General features: G+C 45.0%; 27 protein-coding genes. 18 read left to right on the top strand and 9 right to left on the bottom strand.

Annotated features, from left to right (window positions below; all coding sequences use genetic code 11):
- Positions 1-7: 7 nt before the first annotated feature.
- Complete coding sequence (gene porX, locus GJQ68_RS19350) at positions 8-1,561, bottom strand: T9SS response regulator signal transducer PorX (RefSeq protein WP_162418921.1); 1,554 nt, start codon at positions 1,559-1,561, stop codon at positions 8-10.
- A 53-nt stretch (positions 1,562-1,614) separates the two neighbouring features.
- On the opposite strand from porX, the gene GJQ68_RS19355 reads away from it, so the two are divergent.
- Genes GJQ68_RS19355 through GJQ68_RS19385 form a run of 7 tightly spaced genes read left to right on the top strand, consistent with a single transcriptional unit; the run spans position 1,615 to position 7,724 of the window.
- A complete protein-coding gene (locus tag GJQ68_RS19355; protein ID WP_202927980.1) occupies positions 1,615-2,856 on the top strand; it encodes an HD domain-containing protein in 1,242 nt (413 codons plus the stop codon).
- Positions 2,857-2,871: 15 nt separating this feature from the next.
- Entirely contained in the window at positions 2,872-3,894 is a 1,023-nt protein-coding gene (lpxD, locus tag GJQ68_RS19360) for a UDP-3-O-(3-hydroxymyristoyl)glucosamine N-acyltransferase (RefSeq protein WP_162418922.1), read from the top strand.
- 46 nt (positions 3,895-3,940) lie between these two features.
- On the top strand, positions 3,941-5,335 hold the full coding sequence (locus GJQ68_RS19365) for a bifunctional UDP-3-O-[3-hydroxymyristoyl] N-acetylglucosamine deacetylase/3-hydroxyacyl-ACP dehydratase (protein ID WP_162418923.1): 1,395 nt from the start codon (positions 3,941-3,943) through the stop codon (positions 5,333-5,335).
- Entirely contained in the window at positions 5,332-6,111 is a 780-nt protein-coding gene (lpxA, locus tag GJQ68_RS19370; RefSeq protein WP_162418924.1) for an acyl-ACP--UDP-N-acetylglucosamine O-acyltransferase, read from the top strand. Before GJQ68_RS19365 ends, lpxA begins: the two co-directional genes overlap by 4 nt.
- Before the next feature lies 1 nt (position 6,112).
- Complete coding sequence (locus GJQ68_RS19375; RefSeq protein WP_162418925.1) at positions 6,113-6,748, top strand: ABC transporter ATP-binding protein; 636 nt, start codon at positions 6,113-6,115, stop codon at positions 6,746-6,748.
- Between the two features lie 49 nt (positions 6,749-6,797).
- A complete protein-coding gene (locus GJQ68_RS19380; RefSeq protein ID WP_235941808.1) occupies positions 6,798-7,274 on the top strand; it encodes a hypothetical protein in 477 nt (158 codons plus the stop codon).
- Positions 7,275-7,298: 24 nt separating this feature from the next.
- Positions 7,299-7,724 carry a nuclear transport factor 2 family protein gene (locus GJQ68_RS19385; RefSeq protein ID WP_162418927.1) on the top strand — a complete coding sequence of 142 codons (426 nt, stop codon included), beginning with the start codon at positions 7,299-7,301 and terminating at the stop codon, positions 7,722-7,724.
- Positions 7,725-7,737: 13 nt separating this feature from the next.
- Here the strand turns inward: GJQ68_RS19385 and GJQ68_RS19390 are convergent, their stop codons facing one another.
- Positions 7,738-10,131, bottom strand: coding sequence for an endonuclease MutS2 (locus GJQ68_RS19390; RefSeq protein ID WP_162418928.1), 2,394 nt, complete (start codon positions 10,129-10,131; stop codon positions 7,738-7,740).
- A 3-nt stretch (positions 10,132-10,134) separates the two neighbouring features.
- Positions 10,135-10,470, bottom strand: coding sequence for a DUF4296 domain-containing protein (locus tag GJQ68_RS19395; RefSeq protein ID WP_162418929.1), 336 nt, complete (start codon positions 10,468-10,470; stop codon positions 10,135-10,137).
- Positions 10,471-10,576: 106 nt separating this feature from the next.
- Here GJQ68_RS19395 and GJQ68_RS19400 point away from each other — a divergent pair, with 106 nt between their 5' ends.
- The 3 genes from GJQ68_RS19400 to GJQ68_RS19410 are packed head-to-tail and all read left to right on the top strand — an operon-like array spanning position 10,577 to position 13,383.
- The gene (locus GJQ68_RS19400; protein WP_162418930.1) at positions 10,577-11,455 is read left to right on the top strand and encodes a DUF58 domain-containing protein; all 879 of its coding nucleotides are present in this window, start codon (positions 10,577-10,579) and stop codon (positions 11,453-11,455) included.
- Positions 11,448-12,350 carry a hypothetical protein gene (locus tag GJQ68_RS19405; protein ID WP_162418931.1) on the top strand — a complete coding sequence of 301 codons (903 nt, stop codon included), beginning with the start codon at positions 11,448-11,450 and terminating at the stop codon, positions 12,348-12,350. Before GJQ68_RS19400 ends, GJQ68_RS19405 begins: the two co-directional genes overlap by 8 nt.
- On the top strand, positions 12,343-13,383 hold the full coding sequence (locus GJQ68_RS19410; RefSeq protein WP_162418987.1) for a vWA domain-containing protein: 1,041 nt from the start codon (positions 12,343-12,345) through the stop codon (positions 13,381-13,383). The genes GJQ68_RS19405 and GJQ68_RS19410 overlap by 8 nt, the downstream gene beginning before the upstream one ends.
- Before the next feature lie 75 nt (positions 13,384-13,458).
- Here the strand turns inward: GJQ68_RS19410 and GJQ68_RS19415 are convergent, their stop codons facing one another.
- From GJQ68_RS19415 to GJQ68_RS19430, 4 genes are all read right to left on the bottom strand, one after another.
- A complete protein-coding gene (locus GJQ68_RS19415) occupies positions 13,459-14,880 on the bottom strand; it encodes a Gfo/Idh/MocA family protein (protein ID WP_162418932.1) in 1,422 nt (473 codons plus the stop codon).
- A 103-nt stretch (positions 14,881-14,983) separates the two neighbouring features.
- Complete coding sequence (locus GJQ68_RS19420; protein ID WP_162418933.1) at positions 14,984-15,913, bottom strand: amidohydrolase family protein; 930 nt, start codon at positions 15,911-15,913, stop codon at positions 14,984-14,986.
- Between the two features lie 16 nt (positions 15,914-15,929).
- Positions 15,930-17,300 (bottom strand): TrpB-like pyridoxal phosphate-dependent enzyme, encoded by a 1,371-nt coding sequence (locus GJQ68_RS19425; RefSeq protein WP_162418934.1) that lies wholly within the window; start codon positions 17,298-17,300, stop codon positions 15,930-15,932.
- Positions 17,301-17,442: 142 nt separating this feature from the next.
- Positions 17,443-18,030 (bottom strand): DUF6992 family protein, encoded by a 588-nt coding sequence (locus GJQ68_RS19430; RefSeq protein ID WP_162418935.1) that lies wholly within the window; start codon positions 18,028-18,030, stop codon positions 17,443-17,445.
- 144 nt (positions 18,031-18,174) lie between these two features.
- On the opposite strand from GJQ68_RS19430, the gene GJQ68_RS19435 reads away from it, so the two are divergent.
- Genes GJQ68_RS19435 through GJQ68_RS19455 form a run of 5 tightly spaced genes read left to right on the top strand, consistent with a single transcriptional unit; the run spans position 18,175 to position 22,395 of the window.
- Entirely contained in the window at positions 18,175-18,858 is a 684-nt protein-coding gene (locus GJQ68_RS19435; protein ID WP_162418936.1) for a YggS family pyridoxal phosphate-dependent enzyme, read from the top strand.
- Between the two features lie 11 nt (positions 18,859-18,869).
- Positions 18,870-19,253 (top strand): DUF423 domain-containing protein, encoded by a 384-nt coding sequence (locus GJQ68_RS19440; protein WP_162418937.1) that lies wholly within the window; start codon positions 18,870-18,872, stop codon positions 19,251-19,253.
- Between the two features lie 6 nt (positions 19,254-19,259).
- Positions 19,260-20,549 carry a D-alanyl-D-alanine carboxypeptidase gene (locus GJQ68_RS19445; RefSeq protein WP_162418938.1) on the top strand — a complete coding sequence of 430 codons (1,290 nt, stop codon included), beginning with the start codon at positions 19,260-19,262 and terminating at the stop codon, positions 20,547-20,549.
- An 8-nt stretch (positions 20,550-20,557) separates the two neighbouring features.
- Positions 20,558-21,604, top strand: a complete 1,047-nt coding sequence (locus GJQ68_RS19450; RefSeq protein WP_162418939.1) for a S66 peptidase family protein — start codon at positions 20,558-20,560, stop codon at positions 21,602-21,604.
- A gap of 8 nt (positions 21,605-21,612) precedes the next feature.
- Entirely contained in the window at positions 21,613-22,395 is a 783-nt protein-coding gene (locus GJQ68_RS19455) for an SGNH/GDSL hydrolase family protein (protein ID WP_162418940.1), read from the top strand.
- 33 nt (positions 22,396-22,428) lie between these two features.
- Here the strand turns inward: GJQ68_RS19455 and GJQ68_RS19460 are convergent, their stop codons facing one another.
- Together GJQ68_RS19460 and GJQ68_RS19465 are read right to left on the bottom strand one after the other, a co-directional pair.
- Positions 22,429-22,830: a DUF1573 domain-containing protein gene (locus GJQ68_RS19460; RefSeq protein ID WP_162418941.1), complete on the bottom strand. Its 402-nt coding sequence runs from the start codon at positions 22,828-22,830 to the stop codon at positions 22,429-22,431.
- Between the two features lie 47 nt (positions 22,831-22,877).
- On the bottom strand, positions 22,878-24,332 hold the full coding sequence (locus GJQ68_RS19465; protein ID WP_162418942.1) for an ATP-dependent DNA helicase: 1,455 nt from the start codon (positions 24,330-24,332) through the stop codon (positions 22,878-22,880).
- Between GJQ68_RS19465 and GJQ68_RS19470 the strand changes: the two genes are divergently transcribed.
- From GJQ68_RS19470 to GJQ68_RS19480, 3 genes are read left to right on the top strand one after another with little or no spacing between them, the layout of a single operon-like run.
- Positions 24,322-24,825 carry an NUDIX domain-containing protein gene (locus GJQ68_RS19470; RefSeq protein ID WP_162418943.1) on the top strand — a complete coding sequence of 168 codons (504 nt, stop codon included), beginning with the start codon at positions 24,322-24,324 and terminating at the stop codon, positions 24,823-24,825. The two genes, GJQ68_RS19465 and GJQ68_RS19470, sit on opposite strands and share 11 nt — an antisense overlap.
- A gap of 58 nt (positions 24,826-24,883) precedes the next feature.
- Positions 24,884-25,465, top strand: a complete 582-nt coding sequence (locus GJQ68_RS19475; RefSeq protein ID WP_162418944.1) for a hypothetical protein — start codon at positions 24,884-24,886, stop codon at positions 25,463-25,465.
- Between the two features lie 2 nt (positions 25,466-25,467).
- Positions 25,468-26,307, top strand: coding sequence for a DUF3822 family protein (locus tag GJQ68_RS19480; protein WP_162418945.1), 840 nt, complete (start codon positions 25,468-25,470; stop codon positions 26,305-26,307).
- Positions 26,308-26,309 lie beyond the last annotated feature (2 nt).

The following is a 26,309-nucleotide window of genomic DNA, read 5'->3' on the forward strand; positions in this document are numbered from 1 at the left end:
ATGATCGCTATTTTGGCTGTAAATGAACGATGGGAATAATCATCTCTTCAAGAGAGACCCCACCATGTTGAAACGTATCCTTATAAAAGTTTACGTAGTAGTTGTAATTATTCGGATAAGCAAAGAAGTAGTCCTCCACGGCAAACACATAGCTCGAGGAAATATTTAACTGAGGAAGTCGGGCTTCCTCTGGTTTTTTGATTTCAAATACCTTTCCGGATTCAAAATTAAGATTTTTTCCCTGTTTGTACCTCAAATTTGTGGTCACATTCCGATCGCCAACGATCTTGTAGGGCTTATTAACCCGCTTGGTGCCGTGGTCGGTAGTCACAACCACATCCGCTCCCGCCTGGCTGATTTTTTTGAACAACTCAAACAGGGAGCTATGCTGAAACCAACTGGTGGTCAGCGAGCGGTAGGCTGACTCATCAGGTGCCAGTTCCCGGATCATTTTCATGTCGGTTCTCGCATGAGACATCATGTCCACAAAATTATAAACCAACACGTTCAGATCATTTTTAATTAAGTTCGGAAACTGATCGAGAACTGCTTTTCCTTGGTTGGTTTGCAGGATCTTGTGGTAGCTGGAGCGAATGGAAAGCCGGTTTTTCTTTAGGTTTACTTTCAAAAATTCGGCTTCCTTGTTATTCTTACCTTCATCCGTATCCTCCCCCTCCCATAGGTCAGGATGAGATTTGGCCATATCCAATGGCATCATGCCACTAAAAAGTGCATTTCTTGAAAACGCCGTGGTGGTCGGTAGAATACTATAATAGGTTTCGTCTTCCTTTACTGTAAAGTAATCCCGTAATTGATTTTCAATCATTTCCCATTGGTCAAGTCGCAAGTTATCGATGACAATGAAAAACAAAGGCTTCCCTTCCGACAATTTAGGAAACACGTGCTGTTTCATCACCTGATGAGACAATACGGGTTTGCTTATATTGGGTACATTCAACCAATCCAGATAATTTTCTTTGATAAACCGGGCAAAATTGACGTTGGCTTCCACTTTTTGAGATTCCAACACCTCTTGCATGCTTTTATTTTCCGTCTCATCAATTTCCAATTCCCAATAGGTCAGCTTCTTAAATATGTCGGCCCATTCTTCATGATCAATGGCATCGTTATAGGCCATGCTGATATTCCGAAAGTCTTGCTGGTAAGAAAGGTTGGTCTTTTCACTAATCAACTGTTTGTTTTGGAGGATTTTTTTTGCCGACAACAAAATCTGGTTAGGGTTAATGGGTTTGATGAGGTAATCAGCTATTTTTCCGCCGATCGCATCATCCATTATATGCTCCTCCTCACTCTTGGTGATCATTACTACCGGAATTTGGGGCTTCAAACTCTTGATCTGCTGCAAGGCCTCCAAACCTGTCATCCCAGGCATCATCTCATCAAGAAAAATAAGATCGTAGTTTTCCTCCTCTACTTTTTCCACTGCGTCCAATCCGCTGTTAACGGTGACGATGTCATAGCCCTTTTGTTGTAAAAATAAAATATGGGGCTTCAGGAGATCAATCTCATCATCGGCCCATAAAATTTTGAAGTTTTGCATATCAATTGGTTTAATTCTTTTTAAGTTTACTTAACTTTTAGCACGTTGTCTTAATGAACAGGACATTGAAAAGCCATAAAATAATCAACGACCCGGTTTATGGGTTTATCAACATCCACAGTGAACTGATCTTTGCCGTTATTGATCATCCCTATTTCCAAAGGTTACGCAGAATCAAACAGCTAGGTTTGACAGATATGGTATACCCGGGAGCCCTACATACCCGATTTCACCATGCCATAGGTGCCATGCATCTGATGAGCATTACACTGGACCAATTACGTAACAAAGGGATTGAAATCAGCGAGCAGGAGTATGAAGCCTCCCAAATTGCCATACTGCTTCATGACATTGGACACGGGCCATTTTCCCATGCGCTGGAATCCATCCTTTTGAAAGGATTTCACCATGAATCCTTATCGCTCTTGTTTTTTGATGAGCTAAACAAGCAATTTCACGGCCAGCTTTCATTGGCTAAAGCGATTTTTTTGGGAAGTTACGAAAGAAAATTCTTTCACCAATTAGTTTCCAGCCAGTTAGATATTGACCGCCTGGACTATCTCCAAAGAGACTGTTTTTTTACAGGTGTTTCGGAAGGTACCATCGGTGCTGATCGCATCATAAAAATGATGACCATAGTGGATGATCGCTTGGTAATAGAAGAAAAGGGAATTTACAGCATCGAGAATTTTCTAAATGCCCGCAGGCTGATGTACTGGCAGGTTTATTTACACAAAACCACTGTCTGTGCAGAAAAAATGCTCATTAACCTTATTCTTAGGGCAAAAGAACTTGTGTACTCGGGTGAACGGCTGGCAGGTTCGGTCGAATTGTTGGAATTTCTTCAACGTGACCTTTCGGTTGGACCAGCCGCAGAAATTCCCGATTGGCTGGAAGATTTTTCCCAATTAGATGACTATGATGTGTGGGGGGCTATCAAATTGTGGAAAAACAGTAGCGATCTGGTCCTTCGGGAGATTTCCCACATGTTTTTGACCCGAAAATTATTCAAAATCCAGCTCGTAAACCGGGCATTCACGGAGGATGAGATCAACCGAATGAAGTCCGGGCTGCAATCCAAACTGGGCCTATCTGATCGCGACATGCCGTATTTTTTTTCGTCAGGAGTAATCAGTAACTATGGATACCTGGCAGAAGACAAGATCTATATTTTGACCAAAAAGGGTGAGGTAATGGATGTGGCACAGGCTGCGGATCTGCCAAACATAAAGGCTATGAGTAAAATTGTTAAAAAATATTATGCTTGTCATGCTAAAAATTTAACTTTACGGTAAAACAAACTAAACCTCATGGAATTTACCATCGATCAAATTGCGCAACTTTTAGATGGAAATGTGGAAGGGGATGGTTCGATAAAAATCAACCGCCTTGAAAAAATACAAGAAGGGACAGTTGGAAGCATCGGGTTTTTGTCCAACCTGAAGTACGAGCAATATCTCTATACTACCCAATGCTCCGCAATCATTGTTTCGAATGATTTTACCCCTCAAAAAGAAATACAAACGACCCTCATACGGGTAAAAGATCCTTACACGGGTTTTACGAAACTGTTAGAAGCTTACAAAGAAATAACAACATCAGAACTGATAGGGACGGAAACGCCCAGCCATATGCACGAAAGCAGCACTATTGGCAAAAACTTTTTCCGGGGGGCTTTCTCCTATATAGGTAAAGGCTGTTCCATCGGCACTAATGTCAAAATTCATCCTCAAGTATACATAGGAGACCAGGTGACGATTGGAGATAATTGTGTTTTGTATCCCGGAGTAAAATTATATCCCGGGACAATCATCGGCAACCATTGCGAAATTCACGCCGGCAGCGTCATTGGTTCGGATGGCTTTGGTTTTGCCCCGCAGGAAGACGGGACTTATAAAAACATACCACAGTTAGGAAATGTAATCCTGGAAGACCATGTGAGCATTGGTGCCAATACGACCATTGATTGTGCAACAATGGGATCAACCCGAATTGGTAAAGGGGTGAAAATAGACAACCAGGTTCAAATTGCCCATAACGTCATTCTGGGTGAAAATACGGTAATCGCTTCTCAGGCTGGGGTAGCCGGATCTACTACCTTGGGGAAAAATTGCATTCTGGCTGGGAAAAGTGCTGTTGTGGGCCACATACAGCTTGCAGACCGAACAACCGTCGGAGGCAACACCGGAGTTATGAAGTCAATTACAGAACCGGGACAAACTATTTTTGGTTATATAGGCTTTGATATTAAAGCATTCTTAAAATCATACACTATATTCAAAAAATTACCCATACTTCAGGACAAATTAAGAGAGCTGGAAAAAAAACTATAAATTTGTCAGTCATTCGGCAGATCTCAGTTATTAGTTAGTTATTTTAATGAAAGTAAAACAACATACCATAAAAAAGCAGGTGACCATATCCGGGGTAGGCTTACATACCGGGATAGAAGCGAACATGACTTTTTTGCCCGCAAATCCGAATCACGGATACAAATTTCAGCGAATGGACCTGGAGGGACAGCCGATCATAGACGCAGATGTAGACAACGTGGTGGATGTATCGCGAGGTACCACCCTGGAGCAAAGCGGCGCGAGGGTTTTTACAGTAGAACATGTATTGGCAGCACTGGTTGGTATGGAAATAGACAATGTGTTGATCCAACTGAGCGGACCGGAACCTCCCATATTAGACGGCAGCAGCATACAGTTTATTGACATCTTGGAAGATGCAGGCCTGGAAGAGCAAAATGCGCTTCGCCGGTTTTTTGAGGTACCGGAGAGCATTCATTATAAGGATAGTGCCAGAGAAGTGGAGATGGCAGCGCTTCCCCTGGATGATTTCCGGGTAACGGTCATGGTGGACTACAATTCCCCTGTCCTGGGAAGTCAGCACGCTTCCATCACAGACATTAGCCAGTTTCGGCAGGAAATCGCTTCCTGCAGGACCTTTTGTTTCCTCCACGAACTGGAGATGCTTTACAACAACAATTTAATTAAAGGGGGAGACCTGAACAATGCCATTGTGGTAGTGGACCGGGTGGTAGAGGAGGCGGAATTATCCAATCTTGCCAAAATGTTCAACAAGCAAAAAGTGGAAGTAAAGAAGGAGGGAATCCTTAATAATGTGGAACTTCGTTATAAAAACGAACCCGCCCGCCACAAACTGCTGGACGTTATCGGTGACCTGGCCCTGGTAGGCAGGCCGCTAAAAGCTCAAATTCTTGCCGCAAGGCCCGGGCATGCAGCCAATGTCGCTTTTGCCAAGAAAATTAAGCGAGCCATGGAGAAAGCCGGGCCGATGAACATTCCCTATTACGACCCGAAATCTCCTCCCGTTCTGGATATCAACCAAATTAGCAATATTTTACCGCACAGGTATCCCTTTCAGTTAGTGGATAAAATCATCTATCTGGACAACAAGGTGGTAGCGGGAGTGAAAAACGTGACCATCAACGAACCGTTCTTTATGGGCCATTTTCCAAATAATCCGGTCATGCCAGGCGTACTTCAAGTGGAAGCCATGGCACAAACTGGTGGAATTTTGGTTTTGAGTACCGTAGAAGACCCTGAAAATTATTGGACCTATTTCCTTAGCATCGAAAATTGCAAATTCAGAAAAATGGTACTGCCTGGTGATACCTTAATTTTCAAATGCGAATTGCTCAATCCCATTCGCAGAGGAATCGCAAAAATGAAAGGCGAAGCGTTTGTTGGAAACGCCCTGGTTTGTGAAGCCGTAATGACCGCCAGTATCGTAAGAAAAGACGCATGATCAATAAATTATCCGAAATAAGTGAAAAGGCCCAACTAGGGGAGAACGTTTCTGTCGAAGCGTTCTCCTCCATCCATGCCAATGTAGAAATCGGGGATGGTACTTGGATTGGTTCCAATGTGACCATTTATCCCGGGGCCCGAATTGGAAAAAATTGCCGGATTTTCCCTGGTGCCGTCATCGCGGCCATTCCGCAAGACCTTAAATTCAAGGGGGAAGATTCACTGGTTGAAATCGGAGACGAGACGACTATCAGGGAATTTGTAACCATAAATCGGGGCACTGCTGATAAGCAAACCACCAAGATCGGAAAACAATGTCTTTTGATGGCCTATGTTCACATAGCCCATGACTGCCTGATCCATGACCGGGTGATCATTGCCAATTCGGTACAGGTTGCCGGTCATGTGACCATTGATGACTGGGCCTTTATCGGTGGAAGCAGTGCCATCCATCAATTTGTGAAAATCGGCATGCACAGCATGGTATCCGGTGGTTCGCTGGTCCGAAAAGACGTCCCCCCCTTTACCAAGGCAGCACGAGAACCGCTGAGTTATGCAGGTGTAAACTCCCTGGGGCTTCGAAGGAGGGGATTTGAAGGAAAAACGATTAGTGAAATTCAGGAAGTGTACCGATACCTTTTCTTAAATAGCTGGAACAACAGCCGGGCACTGGAAGAGATCGAAATCAATCTCCCCGCAACCAAGGAACGGGATGAAATAGTGAATTTTATCCGATCCTCCGAAAGGGGTGTCATGAAAGGGTATATTCAATAACATGTTTTCGGTAGACCTTAGCCTGGGAGGGAAAAAATTTCAAAGAGAATGGATTTTTAAGGCCTTAAGCCTTCGGGTTTCCAGCGGAGAAAAATTGGCTATCACCGGTGCAAATGGCTCTGGTAAATCGACCTTGGTCAAATGCCTTTCCGGCCAAATGCCGCTGACAGAGGGGAAATTGACCTTCACTTCTGAGGAATCCAGTATAGCAACGGATGATATTTACAAACATTTGGTGATCAGCGCTCCTTACCTGGAGCTGCCTGAAGAATTCACCCTTGAAGAATTTCTTCGCTTTCATTTTTCCTTTAAATCACTGGATGCCCCGGTTCGGATGGAAGATTTAGCAGCATTGCTCCATCTGAAAAAAGCCATCAACAAACCCATCTCCCTCTTTTCTTCCGGGATGAAACAACGATTGAAGCTTGGAATATGCTTCTTTTCGCAAAGCCCGCTGGTGCTGCTGGATGAACCCACTTCCAATCTGGATGAAACAGGAATCCAATGGTATCGTAACCTGATAGCTGATTTCGGAAAATCAAAATGCCTGCTTATTGCATCCAATGACTCCAGAGAGTATGACTTTTGTGAACAAATCCTCTGTCTTGAAGATTATAAAAAGCAAAGATTACTTTGATTAATTTTGGAATTGATTAATTTTACTTCTTTAGGAATAGTCTATGAAAATGGTAGTGAAATTTTACTGGACAGCACTGTTTTTAGTCGGGTTGGTAGCATGCAATGGTGGCGGTACCGATGAACCGGAAAAGACAGCCGAGCAGCTTGCCATCGAAGAACTAGCCGGAGCCTCCGGCAGCGAAACCTGGACCGTAAGAAATGGAGGCTCCGTCTCAAAAGATGGAACGCTGCAAAACGACACCTACACGGATTTCGAGATTCGATTTATCTCCAACAATACCGGAAAAAACTACCTCACCGAAAACAGCAACCTGCTATTTGACAGCAATGGCAACTGGGCCTTCGAGGGTGAAAATTACGATAAAATCATCCTTTCCGGCATCCAACCTGCCGCGAACAGGGAAATATCTTTTACCAGAACGCAAAACCGACTTCGGCTCGAATGGAATGTACCTGCCCCTCAAAATGCCCGGGTAAGTGCTTTAGCTGGCTTCTATGTGTTCGATCTGGTTTTAATGGAGTAACCCCTACCTTAAACTACTAAACCCATGCACAAATACCTGCTTATTGTTTTTTTCTTTTCCCTTTCTGCATTATATGCCCAGAGTAAAGAGGTGGTAGCCGTAGAAAATGCGGTAGATGATCTGATGGAGGCCATGGTCAACGCTGACGAATCTCAGTTAAGAAAACTGACAGATCCCCAATTGACCTACGGGCACTCAAATGGTTTGATCGAAAACCAGTCCGAATACATCCTTGCATTGAGTTCCGGAGAATCGAATTTTACGGAAATCAATATTGAAAACCAGACCGTCGACCTTAAGGGAAACATCGCATTGGTCAGGCATTTTCTCATCGGAAAAACCCACAACCGAAACAGCGACCCGGCTCCTGTAAACCTGGGGGTTTTGACCGTTTGGCACAAAAAAGGTAAAAACTGGACCTTATTGGCCCGCCAAGCCTACAAACGGTAAAAAATACCAACCATTAAACTTTAAGTTGGACGAGGGTGATCCCCGATCCCCCTCTATCGGCATGCTCATCGGAAAATCCAGCTACCGAGGGCATTTTGCTGATCAGGTTTCGGGTCAATCCCCTTAGAATCCCATCGCCTTTGCCGTGAATGATCTTGAGATCATTCATGCCAAGCATGTATCCTTCGTCAATGAAATTTTGGATCAAGGGAAGCACCTCTTCCCCCCTCTTTCCACGAATATCCAAATTAGGGGAGAAATCCACCATTTTGGACATGGTATCGTAGCTTATCCGTTTCTCAACCGCCTTCTTTTCCTTTTTCAAGGAGGTATTGGATATCTTTTCCAGACGATTCAATTTAACTTTTGATTGGAGGTCTCCAATAAGAATGGATGCTTGCGATCCCCGGATATCCAATACTTCAGCCAGCGCACCATTGTCTTTCACCCGCACCTGATCTCCCGGCTTCACTTCCCCTTCCAGCACTTTTATAGTTTTTGGTGGCTCCACAGCCTGCTTTTCGGGTTTTATGGTGGTCTTATGGGCCTCCAGCTCATTTCTTAGCTGACGGGTTGCAGCTTTATCGGCCTGAGATTCTTTGATCGACCGAATGGTATGTTCAATCTTTCTATTCGCATCGTCCAGAAGTAGCTTCGCCTGGGCCTTGGCTTCATTTATAATGGCCTTTCGCTGATCATCCAGTGTCGCTTTGAGTGAATTGTATTCTTGAAGTCTTTGGCTTAGAAGCCGGTCTTTCCGCTGGGCTTCGGCCATCAGGGTTTCGTATTTGCTCTTTTCACTTTCTACTCTAAGTAAGAGTTTGTCGTATTTTACACGGGTTTCCCCTACCTGTGCCTTCGCGTGCAGAATAATCTCATTTGGTATTCCAATTTTTCCGGCTATTTCAAAGGCAAAAGAGCTTCCCGGTTTTCCGATCTCCAGTTCATACAAGGGCTCCAGCTTGTCTACATCATACCGCATGGCCCCATTGACCATCCCCGGACTTTTGGAGGCCAGTTGTTTCAGGTTTCCATAGTGAGTGGTAACAATTCCATAGGAACCCGACTTATTAAGATCCGTCAATATTGCCTCGGCAATCGCCCCTCCGAATTGCGGTTCGGTACCGGTTCCGAATTCGTCTATGAAAAACACCGTTTTCTTATTGGCATAAAACGTAAAATGCTTCATGTTCATCAAATGGGAACTATAGGTGCTCAGGTCATTTTCGATATTTTGCTCGTCCCCGATATCGATAAAGAATTGATCAAAAATGCTACAGGTAGAGTTGGCCTCCATGGGTACCAACAGTCCGCATTGGTACATGTATTGTACCAATGCTACGGTCTTCAAGGTAACGGATTTCCCCCCTGCGTTGGGCCCGGAAATTACCAAAAGCCGATGATTGGGATCCAGTCGTAAACTGACCGGAACGATAGCCTTTTTTTGTTGGTTAAGAGCCATTTCCAGCAGCGGGTGCCTTGCTTTTTCCCAGGACATTTCCCTGACAGAAGCCATCCTCGGGTTTACTCCATTAATTTTTAAGGCAAATTTTGCTTTAGCTCGAATAAAATCGATCATCCCTAAAAAATAAAATGCCCTGCGGAGGGCCGGAATGTAAACCCTCAACTCATCGGTGAGTTTCGTCAGTATCTTCTGTACTTCGCGGCGTTCCATGTATTCGAGGTCCCGGATCTCATTGTTAATATCCAAAACCTCTGCCGGCTCCAGGTATACCGTTTGCCCCGTAGCCGATTCGTCGTGAATAAAGCCCTTGATGCGCTTTTTATATTCTGCCAAAACCGGAATCACCATGCGCCCCCCCCGGATCGTAACCGAGGCATCTTCAGGAGTGAAGCCCTGGGCCTTTACCGAACGGTATATTTGATCCAGCACTTTGCGTATCCGGCTTTCCTCATAAGCCAGCTGTGTTCGAATCAGGTTCAATTCCTGTGAGGCATTATTTTTTATCTTCCCCCGCTCGTCCAGCACCTCCCCAATACGCTTTTCCAGGGGAATGTCTTCCTCCACCATGCCCAGCAATTGCGATAGCTGAGGGTATTCTTCCTGAAATTTAGTCAAGAATGAAACACATCCTTGCAAGGTATTCAGTCCCAGCCGGACTTCATGAAACTCATCTTCAAACAGGAAGGTACCCTCAATTTTAGCCTTTTCCAGGTAAGGATATATATTGATAAAATTGGAAGCAGGAAAGGGCTCTCCTGAAACCAGGATTTTCCGGAATTCTTCCGTTTGAGCCAATAGTTTCGTCAGCAACTTCCGATCTTTGGAAAAGGAGACTTTTTTTACGAAATCCGCGCCCAGACTACCGGTGCATTCTTCCTTGATCAATTCTTTAATTTTATCAAAATCGATCTTTTCTTCCAGATTTGCAGGGTATAATTTCATTAATTATTGTACGATTTTTTCTCTTAAGGTTAACGAATCAATCGTTCGCTCGTAAAGGTATTCCATTTTGGCGGCATCCAGCAGGTAATGTTCCAGACTGTTGATATACACGGTATCGGCAATTCCGTGCTTTTCAAAAATTTGCTTTTCGAGAATGGGGTAAAGTACTTTAGAGGAATCATAGGGAATGGAAAGGGATTGGACAAAGCCCTCTGCCAGGTGAATATCTACTAATATTTCCACCATCTTATCCTCTGACAAGAGTTCCTCGGGTTTCTCCTTGCCTCCGCAGGAAACCAGCGCTATGAAAAGGGCAACTATACTATAATTAAATCTCACGGCACAAAATTACCCAATTCCTTTTACAATTGGCAATAAGTAAAGGCGAAGTCGTTTTATTATTCAAGGGAGACTGCTAAATTAGGCTTTTCATTGAAACTGAAAAATGAACCAACTGATTAAAAAATTGAGAAGGTATGAAATCACCTTGAGAAAAGTGGCCAATAGCCACCTTCAGGGTGACCATCAGTCCATTTTTAAAGGGGCCGGTCTGGAATTTGACGATCTCAGGCCCTATCAGTATGGCGACGATATCCGGACAGTAGAATGGAAAGTTTCTGCCAAGGGTCATGGAGCCTTCGTGAAGACCTTTAAGGAGGATAAAGATCAATCCGTCTACTTTCTTTTAGACACCAGCGGGTCCCAGGACATCGGCAGTAAGGATCGGAAAAAAATCGACCAGGGCAGAGAAATTGCCGGGGTCCTAACACTGGCAGCTGTACATGAGGGATCTCAGGTGGGATTAATAAGTTATTCGGACGAAAAAGAGAAAATAATACTACCCGGAAAAGGCAGCAGGCAAGCGGTAAAAATCATCAAGGGTATCTTTGACCAGGAAAAAAAATCCCAAGGTACTGACCTTAACGGCATGTTTACCTTCTGCCTCAACCTGATCAAAAAGCGAAGTATCCTTTTTGTGATTTCCGATTTTATTGATTCCGATTACGAACGCCCGCTCAAAGCATTGGCCAAGAAACACGACTTGGTGGTCTTGCAAATGACCGATCCGATCGAATCTGCCCTCCCCTCTCTGGGAATCATTCCCGTATTTGATAAAGAGGGTGGAAAGACCACTTGGGTAAATACTGCTTTTGGCGGTTTCTCGCGAAAAATAGCCTCCTCTTTTGGTTCCGAAAGAGACCATCTCAGGGAATTTTGTAAACGAAACCAGATCAATTACCTTCAGATAGACACCCGGCAGGATATCGTCCTTCCATTGATGGAATTATTCAAATTGAGAAACAAAACCATGAAACGTGGATAAAATAGTGAAGCTGTTTGTCTTGGTGGTATTCCTGATGGCACAGCCTTACCGGATACAGGGACAGGAAATATCCGTTGAAGGGTACTTTATGGAGGATTCGGCCAGGTTGGGGGAAAGAGTGGGCTACGTGCTCAAAGCGCAATACCCAAGCGACCTGCCGGTATTGTTTCCGGATTCTACCTACCGTTTCGGGGATTTCGAATTGCTGGAAAAACAATCCTTCTCTTCCATTTCTGATGATAGTACCACGTTGGATAGTGCTGTTTTTTGGCTGGCTAACTTTTCTCTTGACTCTGTTCAAAATTACCGCATTCCGGTATTTGAGATTCTGAAATATGACAGCATTAGTCATTATCCAGAAGCCGCTTTGTTGAATCTGAAGTTGACGATTGATGAAATCCCGGAATCGTTGGCCTTTCGCCAAAACGACAGTTACCAACACCTCCCTTCTTTTTTTAACTACCCCTATCTTATTATGGCTTTGGTAGCAGCCTTGATTCTTTTGGCTGGGGCCATTTATTTCTTTGGAGATGGCTTGAAGAAACGCTGGCAGGTTCGCCGGGAGAAAAAGAAATGGAAACGGTTCTTGGATAATTGGGAACTTTCCATGAAAAGATTAGTAGAAAATCCTCAAATCCAGGAAGCAGATGAACTGCTGGGACTTTGGAAAAGCTATTTGGAAACCCTTACCGGACGACCTGTCAACGAGTGGACCAGTACCGAAATTTCTATCTTCCTCCGGCAACCGGACATAATTAAAGACTTCCGGAAGATCGAATTAATCATCTATGCCAATCGGGTAGATAGCAATATCCGGGAAGCTTGCGAAAATTTACTTCAAATTTCGAAGCGGCAATTGGAAGAAAAAATTGAAAAGATTCAACATCATGAATGACCTCTCTTCCTATATCTCCTGGAATTGGTTTTTACCAGAAACCCTGCAGTCATTTGAATGGGAGAATTTTTTCCTGCTTCATTTGATTTGGGCGATTCCCTTGTTTTTTCTACTTCGAAAATTCATCAAATTTCTGAAAAAACCTGTACTGGAGCTTTCGCTTCCAAAAAAGGCTTCGCAGAAAAATTTCTGGACCTATTTAAGACTCATTCCCTCCCTTTTCTTTCTATTTGCCCTATGGATGGTAGTGATCGCCCTCGCCCGGCCTCAGCGCACCAATGAAAAAGTGGAACAATACACCGAAGGGATAGACATCATGTTGGTATTGGACATTTCCGAATCCATGGATCTACAGGATTTTTCTCCCAATCGCCTGGAAGCAGCAAAAGAAACCGCTATTGATTTTATCAATGGCCGCATCGCCGACCGGATCGGAATGGTCATCTTTTCCGGTGAGGCCTTCTCCCTGGCTCCACTCACCACAGATTACGAACTCTTAACAGATCTGGTAGGGAGCATCACCTTCAATATGATGGATGCCAAAGGAACCGCCATTGGTAGTGCGGTATCCACTGGCATCAACCGAATGAGGGAATCAGAAGCCAAATCCAAGGTCATGGTCTTGCTCAGCGACGGCGATAACAATGCGGGTAATGTAGATCCGGTTTTTGCCGCCCAGCTTGCAGAGGCCATGGATATTAAAATTTACACCATAGCGGTTGGAAAAGACGGAATGGTCCCCTACGGAACGGATTTTTTTGGCCGGCCCCAAATGATCGAGAGTTACCTGAATGAAGAAACCCTCCGGAACATCGCCCGCATTACCGAAGGTGAGTTTTTCAGAGCTTCTGACGATGGTGCCCTGGAAACTATTTTTACAAAAATCGATGAATTGGAAAAAGCAGAAATCATCGAGTCCCGGTACAAAGAAACCATGGACTATTACAGGCCCTACCTCTTTTGGGGGATCTTGTTCTTCTTTGTCTGGATGCTTTTAAAAAGCACCTTTTTCAATAACTTTTTGCTGGATTAATTCGACTTTCTGAATAAAAGAAGCCCGGTCCAATTCAGACCGGGCCTGGTAGCGGCATGGTAGGCCTTGCATTCATTACCCCATTTCCCAGCCGGGTCGGACCGATTCGCGGATGTATTGGTCTGCCACGTCTAATCCTTTTGCTTTGAGATTTTCGGAATCCCAATGAATTTTCTGTCCCCCCATTCTCAGAGACAAGACTCCCAGAAGGGTGATCTCTGTAAGATGGGCTCCGTATTCAAAATTGGCACTAGCTGCCGGGCCGCCCTTAATGGCATCCACCCAATCTCTGAAATGGCCATTTGATCTGGGAATCATTTCCTCGGGTACTTTCATACTTGCTGCGAGACTTTCCGGAAACACGTGGGGTACCCGATCACCGCCATTAACAATAATTCCCTTATCGCCTATAAACAAGGTTCCTCGGGAAGGCCATTGATATCCTGCTGGAAGCGAAGGATGTAACGGAGGTTTTACACCGCCCGAATACCAGGTTAACTGTATGGGTTTCCCTGTATTGTTCTCCGGAAAATGGTAATAGCCAATCTCTCCATAAGGGGCTATGTGCTCGTTACTAAATCCTGCAGGGAAAACTTCGATGGTTTCCGGATACCCCAGTTCGAATGCCCAGGTAGCGGCATCCATGTCGTGGCAGCCAAAGTCTCCTAGCGCACCGCAGCCAAAGTCCCAAAAATCCCGCCAGGTAACCGGTGAATACCACTCGTGATAGGGCCTATTAGCAGAAGGACCTAGCCAGAGGTCCCAGTCCAAACCGTGAGGCTTGGGCGTACCTTCATCAGGAACACCTTTCATCTCTGGAATCCAGCGGGATGCAGGAACCCAGGAATGGGTTTCCCTTACCTCTCCGATCACCCTGGCTCGCAAATACTCTACCGTCTGCCGGATACCATCCGTACTATGGCCCACATTTCCCATTTGAGTGGCCAAACCGGTCTCTTGCGTCAATTGCTTGACCATCCGGGCTTCCCAAATATTATGTGTCAGGGGCTTTTCGCAATAGACATGTTTTCCGGATTTCATTGCGGCATAGGTCACATAGGCGTGGGTATTGTCCGGAGTGGAGCAACAAATGGCATCCAATCCTTTTTCTTTTTCCAGCATTTCACGAAAATCCAGGTACTCATTGAGTTTGTAATTTTCCGTTTTATCTTCGTAATGCCCTTCTACCAATCGCTTTACCGGACCTCTGCCCGCAATGGAGCGGTAATAAAAATTCGCCAAATCCCAATATTCCCCAGGGTCGGCAATGGAAGTAATCTGAACATCATCCAGTTTCATCAGGTCCAGCGCATTTTGACGGCCCTTTCCCCCTACTCCGATCATTCCCACATTGACCTTATCACTGGGTGCCACATGTCCCTTTCCTCCAAGCACGAACCTTGGAACGATAAAAAAACCGGCTGCACTGAGGGAGGCTGCTTTGACAAATTGTCTCCGGGAATCATTCGTTTCGCTTTTATTCGGTTGTTTTCGCATCTTTAGCTATTTTTCTGTGGATTAAATTTAAAAAAACAATTCTTTTTGTCCTTATGATAAAGCAGATTCCGACTCTCAATTTTCACCAAATCAGCCACTTATTTTAAAGATCATAGACTTTTTCGGCATTTCGATAATATAATTTCTTCTTTTCTTCCAAAGATAAGTGTTGAGACAAGGAATAAAAGGCTGCTACCCAATCACTATAGGTGCCCGCTCGAAGTACCACCGGCCAGTCGCCACCGAATACCACTCTATCCGGGCCAAAAACCTCCATAACAGTATCAAAATAGGGTTGCAGGTCGCTCAATTCCCAACCCGCCCCTGCCTTGGTGAGCATGCCGGAGACCTTGCAGTAAACCTGCTCCATGGAAGCGAAAGGGGCCAGGGCACGGGCCCAGGTTTTCCAGTCTCCATCTGCAATATCAGGATTAGCAAGATGATTTAAAATAAATGGCTGATTCCGGAAACCTTTTACGAAAGCTACCACCTCCTTTAATTGCCTGGAATTTACATTCAGGTCGTAGGACCAATCAAAACGCTTCAAATGTTCAAGACCTCTTAAAAAACCGGAATCTCCGAATAGGGGGCTCCTTCGTATGCCCCGAACAATTTTCCTTTCAGCCAACATTTCCATGGCCTCTAGTCCATTATCACCTTGTTCCAGCGGAAAATAAGCGACCATTCCTGCTATTCGCGGATCTTTTTCAGATTGGTCGACCACCCAGTCTACCTCTTGTAAATACTGTTCGGGAATCCTGCCACATTCTACGAACACCATTTTAGAAATGGGAAAAGCGTTGCTTGCCTGCCGGAAGTCCGGCAATAAGAAATCTTTCGCTAGCGGATTATCCGCCCCCTGTAACCAGGGATAATCCATCGCTGACAAATCCCAAAGGTGAAGGTGCGTATCCACCAGCGGCATATCCGAAGGATTTTGGCATCCCTGGTCAAAGGGAAAAAGGAATGTGGGATCCGCTACCAACGCACCGGATACCGCCATTCCTTTTTTACAAAAACTCCTTCTCTTCATAATCTTCCCGAAAGGATCATGCCGGGATGGTAGGCGTTCCTAATTTGGCAATGGATGCATCAATTTCCTCCTGGCTCAATTCGTGTTGCCGGATTTTTCCGGCAAAATAATCGTCATACGCTTTCATGTCAAAATTGCCATGACCACAGAGATTAAATAAAATGGTTCTGGACACCCCTTCTTCTTTGCATTTTTTGGCTTCCTGAATGGCCGTTGCGATGCCATGGTTGGCCTCCGGTGCGGGTATAATTCCCTCAGCCCGGGAAAAAAGAACGCCGGCTTCGAAAATTTCCAGGTTATCATGAGCCCGGGCTTCGATCAGTTGATCTTTAAGTAATTGGCTGACAATGACACCAGCACCATGGTAACGCAGGCCTCCCGCATGGATCGGCGCCGGAATAAAATCATGCCCCAGGGTATACATGGGCAAAAGGGGAGTCATGCCGGCCGTATCCCCAAAATCATATCGAAAGATTCCCCTGGTCAATTTAGGACAGGAAGAAGGCTCACTGGCAATACACCGAATCTTTTTGCCCTCTTCCAGATTCAGTCGCAGAAAGGGGAAAGATAATCCGGCAAAGTTTGATCCGCCGCCGAATGGCGCAATGACAATATCCGGCAGGTCACTACCTGCTTTTTCCATTTGTTTGATCGCCTCCAGGCCTATGATCGTTTGGTGCAGTTTGACGTGGTTAAGCACACTACCCAGTGCATATTTGGTATCGTCCCTGGTAGCTGCCATTTCTACCGCCTCCGAAATCGCAATCCCCAAACTTCCGGGAGAATCTGGGTTTTCGGCAAGGATCTTTCTTCCTGCCTCCGTCCGGTCCGAAGGAGAGGGATAGACATTAGCCCCCCAGGTATTCATCATCATTTTCCGGTAGGGCTTATCATTATAGGAGAGTTTTACCATGTACACATCGCAGGCAATACCGAAGTGTTGACAGGCAAAACTCAAGGCAGATCCCCACTGTCCTGCACCGGTTTCGGTTGTGATTCTTTTAATGCCTTCTTGCTTATTGTAATAGGCCTGTGGAATGGCGGTATTGGGCTTATGCGATCCTGAAGGGCTCACGCCTTCGTATTTATAATAAATTTTGGCAGGAGTGTCCAGGGCCTTCTCCAGTCCATATGCCCGGTACAGCGGGGTAGGTCTCCAAATGGAATACATGTTCCGAACCTCATCCGGAATAGACACCCATTTATCGGTGGTTACCTCCTGTTTGATTAGTGCTTCGGGAAACAAGGGAGCCAGCGAATCGGGACCAATAGGTTCCAGGGTACCCGGATGCAGCGGCGGCAGCGGCTTGTTGGGCATGTCCGCAATAATATTGTACCATTTTTCCGGAATCTCCTTTTCTTCTAAGTTAGTTTTTCTAATTTTCATGTAATAGCTATGCGTTACGTTACGGTTTATTGATTTAAATTACACTTTTTCGGATGAGATCCCAACAAAATACAAACATTCCCCTCCTATCAGCAGCAATGAGTATTCACAGTGATTGAATTTTGTCAGCAGGCAATTTTACTTAAAATCTTACTTTTAAACCCAGCCCGGAGGTACTAAGATTCACATTTTTTACCCAAGGTTCAAATTTTTTTCCGTTCTTGGATTGCAATGCGTACAAGATCCCATCAAAAACCATCAAGAATGCTCCTTGAAGAATAACGGAATTTCCAAACCCACGTAACTGTTGGTTTTGCATGCGTTTACCCCTTTCTTTCAAATACATACCCGTTGCCATGTATCCCAAATCCAAGGCGGCATTGACCAAAAGAATTTTTTCCGTCTTTTGCTGAGCTCTCAAACTCTCCCACAAACCAGCCTTCTCCCGCGATTTTTTGGCATTGAAATATCCCAGGCCAGCAATCGCCAGGTTCACCGAATTCCAATAAAGGTTCATTTGATGAAAAGCCTTTGTTTTTCCTTCCTGCCGGGAAGCTTCGATCCCTCCCCATACCATGTTTCCGACTGCCCAGGTTCCCAATACCAGCATCCCCCTACTTTCAAGTACCCTGCGGTCCTGATCTATTTCACGAACGGATGCACTCTCCTGTCCTTTACAATAACCTCCGGACACCATGCCGCCCAGCAAAAGCAATACTTTCCATTTCATACGTTTTAAGTTTAATTCAAAATTGCTCATCATTAAATTATTGATTTTCGGATCCTGGTATTCTAACTCACAAGTCGGTAAAAAGTGTGTTTTTATCAATATACCCATATCTTTGTTTCCGAACAAAATAGGAAAGCTTAGCATATGGAAAAACCGACCATCACCACTAACATCTCGGCCATTACCCGTTCGTTTGTTGACCCCGCCTGCAGGCTCGTAGCCGTCAGTAAAACCAAGCCCAGCTCAGCCATTAAAGAGGCCTATGATGCCGGAGTGCGGGACTTTGGAGAAAACAAAGTGCAGGAATTGACCGAAAAAGCGGAAGCATTGCCTACAGATATCCATTGGCACATGATTGGCCATTTGCAGCGGAATAAGGTAAAATACATCGCTCCATTTGTTCACCTGATTCACAGCGTAGATTCCCTGCGCTTACTTAAACAAATAAATAAGGAGGGACAGAAAGTGGATCGGGTGATACCTTGCCTGCTGCAAGTACACATCGCCACTGAAGAAAGCAAATATGGTTGGGATGAAGAGGAATTGACTGCTTTTCTAAACGGAGACGAAATAAAGGGGATGCAAAATATCCGCATCCTGGGCTTAATGGGCATGGCCACCAATACGGAGAATACCGAAAAGATCAGATCTGAGTTCCGGGGCCTTAAAGCCCTCTTTGAGCAGCTTAAAAACATGGACTTACCCGATCAAGTTCAGATGAGCGAGCTTTCCATGGGCATGAGCGGAGACTACCGCATTGCGCAGGAAGAAGGAAGTACCATGGTACGAATCGGAAGTGCCGTTTTTGGCGAAAGAAATTACCATTAAAATAGAAGGAAATGAATGCAAAATCCATGCTGCAACTGGCAGCCATTTTCGGAGCTTTGGCAGTTATTTTTGGGGCATTCGGGGCTCATGCCCTGGAGCCTTTATTGGTCAAAACAGGAAGGATTGATACGTACCAAACTGCCGTTGATTATCATTTCTACCACAGTCTTGCCTTGTTGATGGTGGGAATTCTTTATCAACAAAATCCTCAGCTAAAAGGTCTTCGCCTAAGTGCCTGGTTTTTCTTAGGAGGTATGATTGTTTTTTCCGGGAGCCTCTACCTGCTCTGCCTGAGTCAGGTCACCTGGCTGGGAGCGATCACCCCACTTGGCGGCATTGGGTTTATTTTAGGGTGGATAATGTTATTTGTTAGTATTAGCAAAAAAAATCAATAATCACCTATGCGTAAAAGAAGCCTTCTGGGGATTTTTATTCTTTGTCTGATCGTCCAATCCTCCCATGCCCAGGAAGCCAAAGCTAACTTTTTGGGTCTGGACAAGTTGTTGGGTGATGGTTCTTTTTTTGATAATCACCTGACCGGATTTATGCTCTACGATCTGGACAGCCAATTGGTGAGGTATGACAAAAATAGTCATCTGTACTTTATCCCAGCTTCCACTACTAAATTATTCACTTTTTTTGGTTCATTAATGGTGTTGGGAGACAGCACCACCTTCCTGAGGTTTATTAATAAGGAAGAAAAACTTATCCTATGGGGAACGGGAGACCCTTCCTGGAAATATCCGCCGCTCCCTTCTCCAGACCTAAAAGATTTTTTGTCTGATTACGATACTGTGTATTTTTCTCATAGCAACTGGAAAGACGATCCTTTTGGCTATGGCTGGCAATGGGACGATTACTACCATTCCTATTCTCCGGAAAAATCCCCCACTCCCCTATTTGGTAACTTGATTCGATCCCGAAACATCAATAACCGCCCCGTCATAAGCCCTACCTACTTTTCAGTAGAAACATCTGAAAAAACTCTAAAAAACGTCCAAAGGGACTGGCACAGCAATCGGTTCTTTTACAACCCCAGAACCTACAATGGCAGGGAGATGCGCGTACCTTTCATCACTTCTCACGAAACATTTGCCAGCCTGGCATCCGATGATTGGGGGGTAAAGGTGGTACTTTCTGATGAAAAACTTCCTCCGGATCACTACATTTTAAAAGGGATTCCGACGCTGTCCCTGTACAAAGAAATGTTGCTGGAAAGCGATAATTTTATCGCCGAACAGCTGCTCCTTCAAATTTCAGATGAAGTCCATCGGGAACTAAACAGTGAGAAAGCGATCGAATACATAAAAGAAACTTATTTGTACGATCTGCCCGATGAGCCACAGTGGGTAGATGGATCAGGATTGTCCAGGCACAACCTCTTTACCCCCCGAACGATGGTGACCCTGGCGGAAAAGATATATCGCTTATTTCCGGACGAAGACCTATTCCGTCTACTACCTACCGGCGGCCGGACAGGCACCTTGAAATACAATTACCAGGCTCCTGTGCCTTATGTAATGGCCAAAACGGGCACGATCAGCAATAACCATAGCATGGTAGGATTTCTTAAAACCAAGAAAAACAAAGTGTTTGCATTTGCTTTTATGAATAACAATTACCCGCACAAAGCTTCTCTGGTGCGTAATGAAATGGAAAAAGTATTGCTTTATATCCGGGATAATTTCTAAATTTTGCCATGAAAAAAAGAACCTTTATCAAAACGCTGGGGATGGGAATGGGATTCGGTTCGGTTGCAGGCATTCCTGCCTTCGGCAAGGATCAACCTGCCCCTAAAAACCTACTTCCCCATAGGCTGCAGCCCGGTGACCGGGTTGGTTTGATCAGCCCCTCGGCAGCAACCGGGGACATCATGGAATTTACCTTTGCCAGGGAAGCGTTGGAGGCGCTCGGGCTACAGGTGCAAGAAGGGAAGTACCTCAGCAGCAGACGAGGCCATCTGGCTGGCACGGACGCAGAAAGGGCGGCTGATCTGAATGAAATGTTTGGGAATGAGGCCATCAAAGCGATCGTTTGTATCAGAGGTGGATCCGGTGCCGCCCGAATACTACCCCTCATAAACTATCAGGTGATCCAAAACAATCCAAAGCCCCTTCTCGGCTACAGTGATATCACTGCCCTGCACAATGCCGTCCATGCGCAAACCGGATTGGTGACCTTCCATGGTCCCAATGGTTCGGGAAGCTGGAATCCCTTTAATGCCGATCAGTTTCGAACCGTCTTTTTTGGCGAACAGAATAAAATCACCTATCAGAATGAGCAGGAGGATACCGATGATCTGGTAATCAAGAAAAACCGCATCCGGACCATTTACCCCGGCAAAGCAAGCGGAGAACTTGTGGGCGGAAACCTAACCGTTCTTACCGCTTTGGCCGGATCGCCCTATCTGCCTGATTTTAAAGATAAAATCTTATTTTTGGAGGATATCGGGGAGGAGCCCTACCGAATCGACCGAATGATGAGTACGCTGATGCTAATGGGAGTTTTTAATGAAATAAAAGGCTTTGTGTTTGGGCAATGTACGGATTGTGACCCCAGTGGGGGCTATGGCAACCTCACCATAGACCAAATTCTGGACGATTACCTCCTGCACCTGAAAATTCCCGCCTACCGGGGAGCCATGATCGGACATGTTCCCAAACAGTTTTTGCTACCCTTCGGAGCAAAGATGACCATGGATGCGGAAACAGGAATTCTAGAAACCAATGGGCCGATTTTTCAATAAAAACAGCCATGAATTTTGCTAAGTCCAGCAGCCGAATTGGTCCCGTTCCACGCTGGCTAATAGCTTACCTTTGCCTACTAACTTCCTGTATCAATCAAGACTCCATGCTGCCATTACCCCCAAAAACCGAAACTTCCAAACCGCCCCAAGAAATCAGGTATCTTGCCCTGGGAGACAGCTATACCATAGGAGAGGGAGAAAAGCGAGAAAATACCTACCCGGAACAGGTGAAAAGGATATTGGAAGTGGAAGACTGGGCATTTTCCAACACTCAGATCTTAGCCAAAACAGGATGGACCAGCGGTGAATTGCTGGAAGCCACCCTTAACCAGGGATTGAAAAACGAGCGGTTTGACTTCGTTAGTTTGCTCATAGGAGTAAATAATCAATATCGGGGTGAGTCTCCGCAAACGTTTCATACAGACCTACAGGATCTGTTGGATTTGTGCCGCACCTTAGTCAACGGTAACACTAACCGAGTTGCCGTACTATCTATTCCGGATTGGGGCGTGACTCCATTTGGTCAAAACGGGCCGCAGGAGGTGGGTCGCATTGCTGCGGAGATTGATAGGTTCAATCAAATCATTGAAAGAGAAACATCAAAGAGGGGGATGGCCTTCCTGGAAATTACGGAAAGCTACCGAAGTAAAGGAGGCCTGTCGGCGCACCTGGTATCAGATGGGCTGCATCCCAACAAATACATTTACTCGGATTGGGCCAGGGCCCTTGCCCCCATCATGAAAACGGGAATCCTTAACGATCCGGACCAAAAAAAACCTGACGAAAAGTAATCGCCAGGCCGTTTTATCTAAAGCAATACTTGCTTACCTACTGCTCTTTGGAAGTACATTGGAGATCATAGATACTTTTTCTATGGGCTCACTAGCATTAGAGTAAATGCGAACGACGCTATTTTGCTTTCCCATTTTGCCAGCCGAATTAAAAGATACTTTAATCTCCCCTTTTTTTCCAGGTGCAATGGGTTCCTTTGGCCAGCTTGGTACCGTACATCCGCAGGTAGCTGCCACGTTGGATATAATCAGGGGCGCATTTCCTGTGTTTTCAAATTTAAACACATTTTCGACCTTATCTCCCTGGGTGATGTCTCCAAAATCCTTCGAGGATTCTTCAAAAGTAATTACGGGCCCGTCGACGGCCTTTTCCTGTGCCATGGCGAATCCAGCGCCAACGACCATTGCCAATACGAGTGTTACTAACCTTTTCATAGCTGTTTATTAGATTTAATTAATTCATTCATTTTCAAAGCCTGTTATTAAAGGAAGAAATTTGGGTGAAAGTTCACCAGATACAATTCTTTCTTTGCTCTGGTCACCGCTGTGTATAGCCATCGGAGGTAAGTGCTGTCCACTTGATCTTCCTTTAGGAAGCCCTGATCCACAAATACAGCATCCCATTGCCCTCCCTGTGATTTATGACAAGTCAGCGTATAGGCGAATTTCACTTGCAGCGCATTCAGGTAGGGGTTTTTCCTTAAAGCCTCTCTGATTTTGGACCTGCTGGATAAATCCAGGTAATCCTCGGTCACCAACTTGTATAACTCTTTCCATTGCTCATAACCCAACGACGGCGTGTCCGTGTGAAGGGTATCTAAAATCACCTTCGCCTCAAAAGGCAGCTCTTCCGGATAATCTATGAGCCTAAGTTCCAGCGTAGCAAACCTCAGGCCATATAATTCCTCAAATGAACGAATTTTTAGTATTTCCACAAAATCTCCATTCGCCAAAAAGCTGACCTTTTCAGACGATTCCATGTAGGTATAGTTGTTTTTAACAATCATTAACCGATCCCCGGCACTCAATTCGTCCTCGTAGAAAAACAGTGAATTCCGAATGTAACGGTTGTATTGGACGGCTGCTTTGTTGGATCGGGTGATGATCATGGTATGGTCCAGTCCAAATTTATCGTAAGCATACCGCAGCCCATCCTCCAACCTTTCGCCGGTCATTCTAAAAAAATCCCCAAATCCTTTTGTTCTGAAAGAGATTTTCGGAACCTTTTCCTGAATTTGCTCCCGCAGTGCGGTGGCATTTACCAGAATACCCGAATCCAATTGCTGCCGGGTAACTTCTTTCAATTCAACCTCATTGGCTTCCAGGTTAAAGCGTCGCACCAGGTAGTCCTTATCCAATGCCGGGCTGGCATCACTTCCTACCGGTGGAAGCTGGGCCAGGTCCCCGACTAATATCAGTTGGCTATCCGGGTTTTGGAAAACAAAATGGATCAGGTCTGACAGCAGCGAATTACCCGTAGATTTATCATCCGAAAGCATGGATGCCTCATCAACGATAAAAACCGAATGCTGGTAATAATTTTTTTGAACCTCAAAGCCATACAGTCCATCGCCGGATTTCTCCTTCGGTCTGTAAATAATTTTATGAATGGTATACCCTGTTTTCGCTGCATAGGAGCTCATGACTTTGGCCGCCCTACCGGTAGGTGCCAGCATCACAGGCCTTAGTCCCAATCCGGGCAATGCACGAACCAGCGCTGCAAGGACGGAGGTTTTGCCGGTACCCGCATAGCCTTTAAGAATAAAGGATCTACTCGTACCTTTTACCAAAAGAAAATCATCCATTGCTTCAAAAAAACAATGCTGATCACGGGTAGGCTCGTGGGGGAAAAATTTCTTAATGGATTCAGAGGGCTTTGGTACCACTTGGTTATCTTTACAGATGGAGGACGAAGCTAAATGATAAATGGCGAACATAAAAAAAGATATTGCGGATAATTTCGGAAACCGGTTGAGGACCCGGGTGAATGGAATATTAATTCAAAATGACAAGCTGCTCATGATCAAACACCGGATGGACGAAAACGTCTCCTTTTGGAATGTCCCTGGTGGCGGAATGATCTATGGCCAGGATGCCCGGGAAAATCTTCGCAGGGAATTCCTGGAAGAAACTGGATTGGAAATTGAAGTCGGGTCCTATCTTTTTGTACACGAGTTGCTCGCTCCGCCCCTTCATGCCATCGAACTGTTTTTTGAAGTGCAGCTAATGGGAGGCAGGTTAGTTCTGGGAAAGGATCCGGAGTTGAGAGATGAACAGCAACTGATTGAGGAAATCCGCTTTTTAGACCTGGATGAAATCAAAAATATTCCTTATTCTGAAAAACATGCCGTGTTCCGGGGAATAAATTCACTCAATGATGTAAGAATATGGAAAGGATATTTTAATTTTGAAAATAATTCCATAAAATAGCGTTCTGGAAAAAACCATCTAACCTTCAAAAATTTAATCAAGCTTTAAAAATATTGACATGACATTGAGTAAAATTTTATCGATTGTGTTTCTCCTTGCGGCTCTGGGCCTTGGGTATAGACTATACTTGGGAGTGGACGAAGTAGTGGAAGAAGAGAAAATGCTTGAGAGAACCGAAGCCAGGATCATTGAGAAATTGGAAATGCTGCGGGATGCGCAGATTGCATATCAGGGTTCTAATGGTGAATATGCATCCAACTGGAACGAGCTCAAGGAGTTTATTGAAGACGGACGGATTTACATCGTTCAAAGAACTGAAACGACTGAGCTGCTGGACTATGGCGAAGAGGTAACTACTGTTTCTGTAGATACCCTGGGTTCTGTCAATGTTCAGGACTCTCTCTTTAATGAGAATAAATTCCCTGATTTTAATCTGGACTTATTGAATGTTGTACCTGGTTCTGGAGGAAAAACCTTCGAGTTTTTTGCGGATAAAATCGAACGAAGCAATCGGGAAATCGCTGTGTTTGAAATAAGAGACCCAGCACCCATCAATCCCGAGCGAAGAAGGAATAACAATGAGAAGGCATTGAGGGTAGGATCAAGAACCGATTCTTCTACCTCAGGAAACTGGGAATAAGTTTGGATAAGGATACTGCTCATACCCAACGAAAATTTATTAGCGATAAATTTGATAGCGAAAACCTATCAAGTTTATCGCTTTTCTTATATGAAAGCCTCCTGGTCGTCATAGCCCATAGCAAGTCGGGAAATGCCATAGCTGCCGCTAATCTGTACACCCTTTCCGGTCAGGACGATTTGGAGCAATCCCTTGCTTCCGATGAACTAATCAACGCTCCCAATACTGCCGGAAAACTATATCATCACCATCAGGGATTCACCCTGGTGCCGGGAATGGTTTTTAACCCAGCGCATAGTAGCCTCTACCTGGGCTTTTCTACCGAGGTGGACCTGGAAAAGGACGAAGTTACCTATACAGGCATTCAAAATAACAGCATTCAGGTCCTGGGAACCAGTTCAAAACTCCTGCTCCGGCAATTGGACAGCAAGCTACCGGAACTAGAACTAGCTCACGGGGCAGCCCATGTATTGGATTTTTTTCTGAGCCATACCAAAGATTTACTCGATCAGGAACTATTTATCCATGCAGCACCCAATAGCATCTACATCGCCGGATTTAAAGCAGGAGAATTAGTGGTATTCAACCGATTTCTCGTCTACGAAGAGCCAGCATTCCTGCGCTACGTATTTGTCGTACTTAAGCAACTCGCTTTTGACCAGGCTCACTGCCGAATCAATCTTTATGGAAACCTGGATTGGGTTCATACCTCACTGGAAAACCTACGTAACTATTTTAAAAATATCCACCAACCAACCCCAGCACAACAGGTGAGTTATGAAAAGGGGGCTGAAAATTTTAAGAACACACAGCTTTTGGAAGCTTTTTGGCATCAACATTAGGC

Origin of the sequence: Cyclobacterium roseum, assembly GCF_010119225.1 — a bacterium.
GTDB classification, from domain to species: Bacteria; Bacteroidota; Bacteroidia; order Cytophagales; family Cyclobacteriaceae; genus Cyclobacterium; species Cyclobacterium roseum.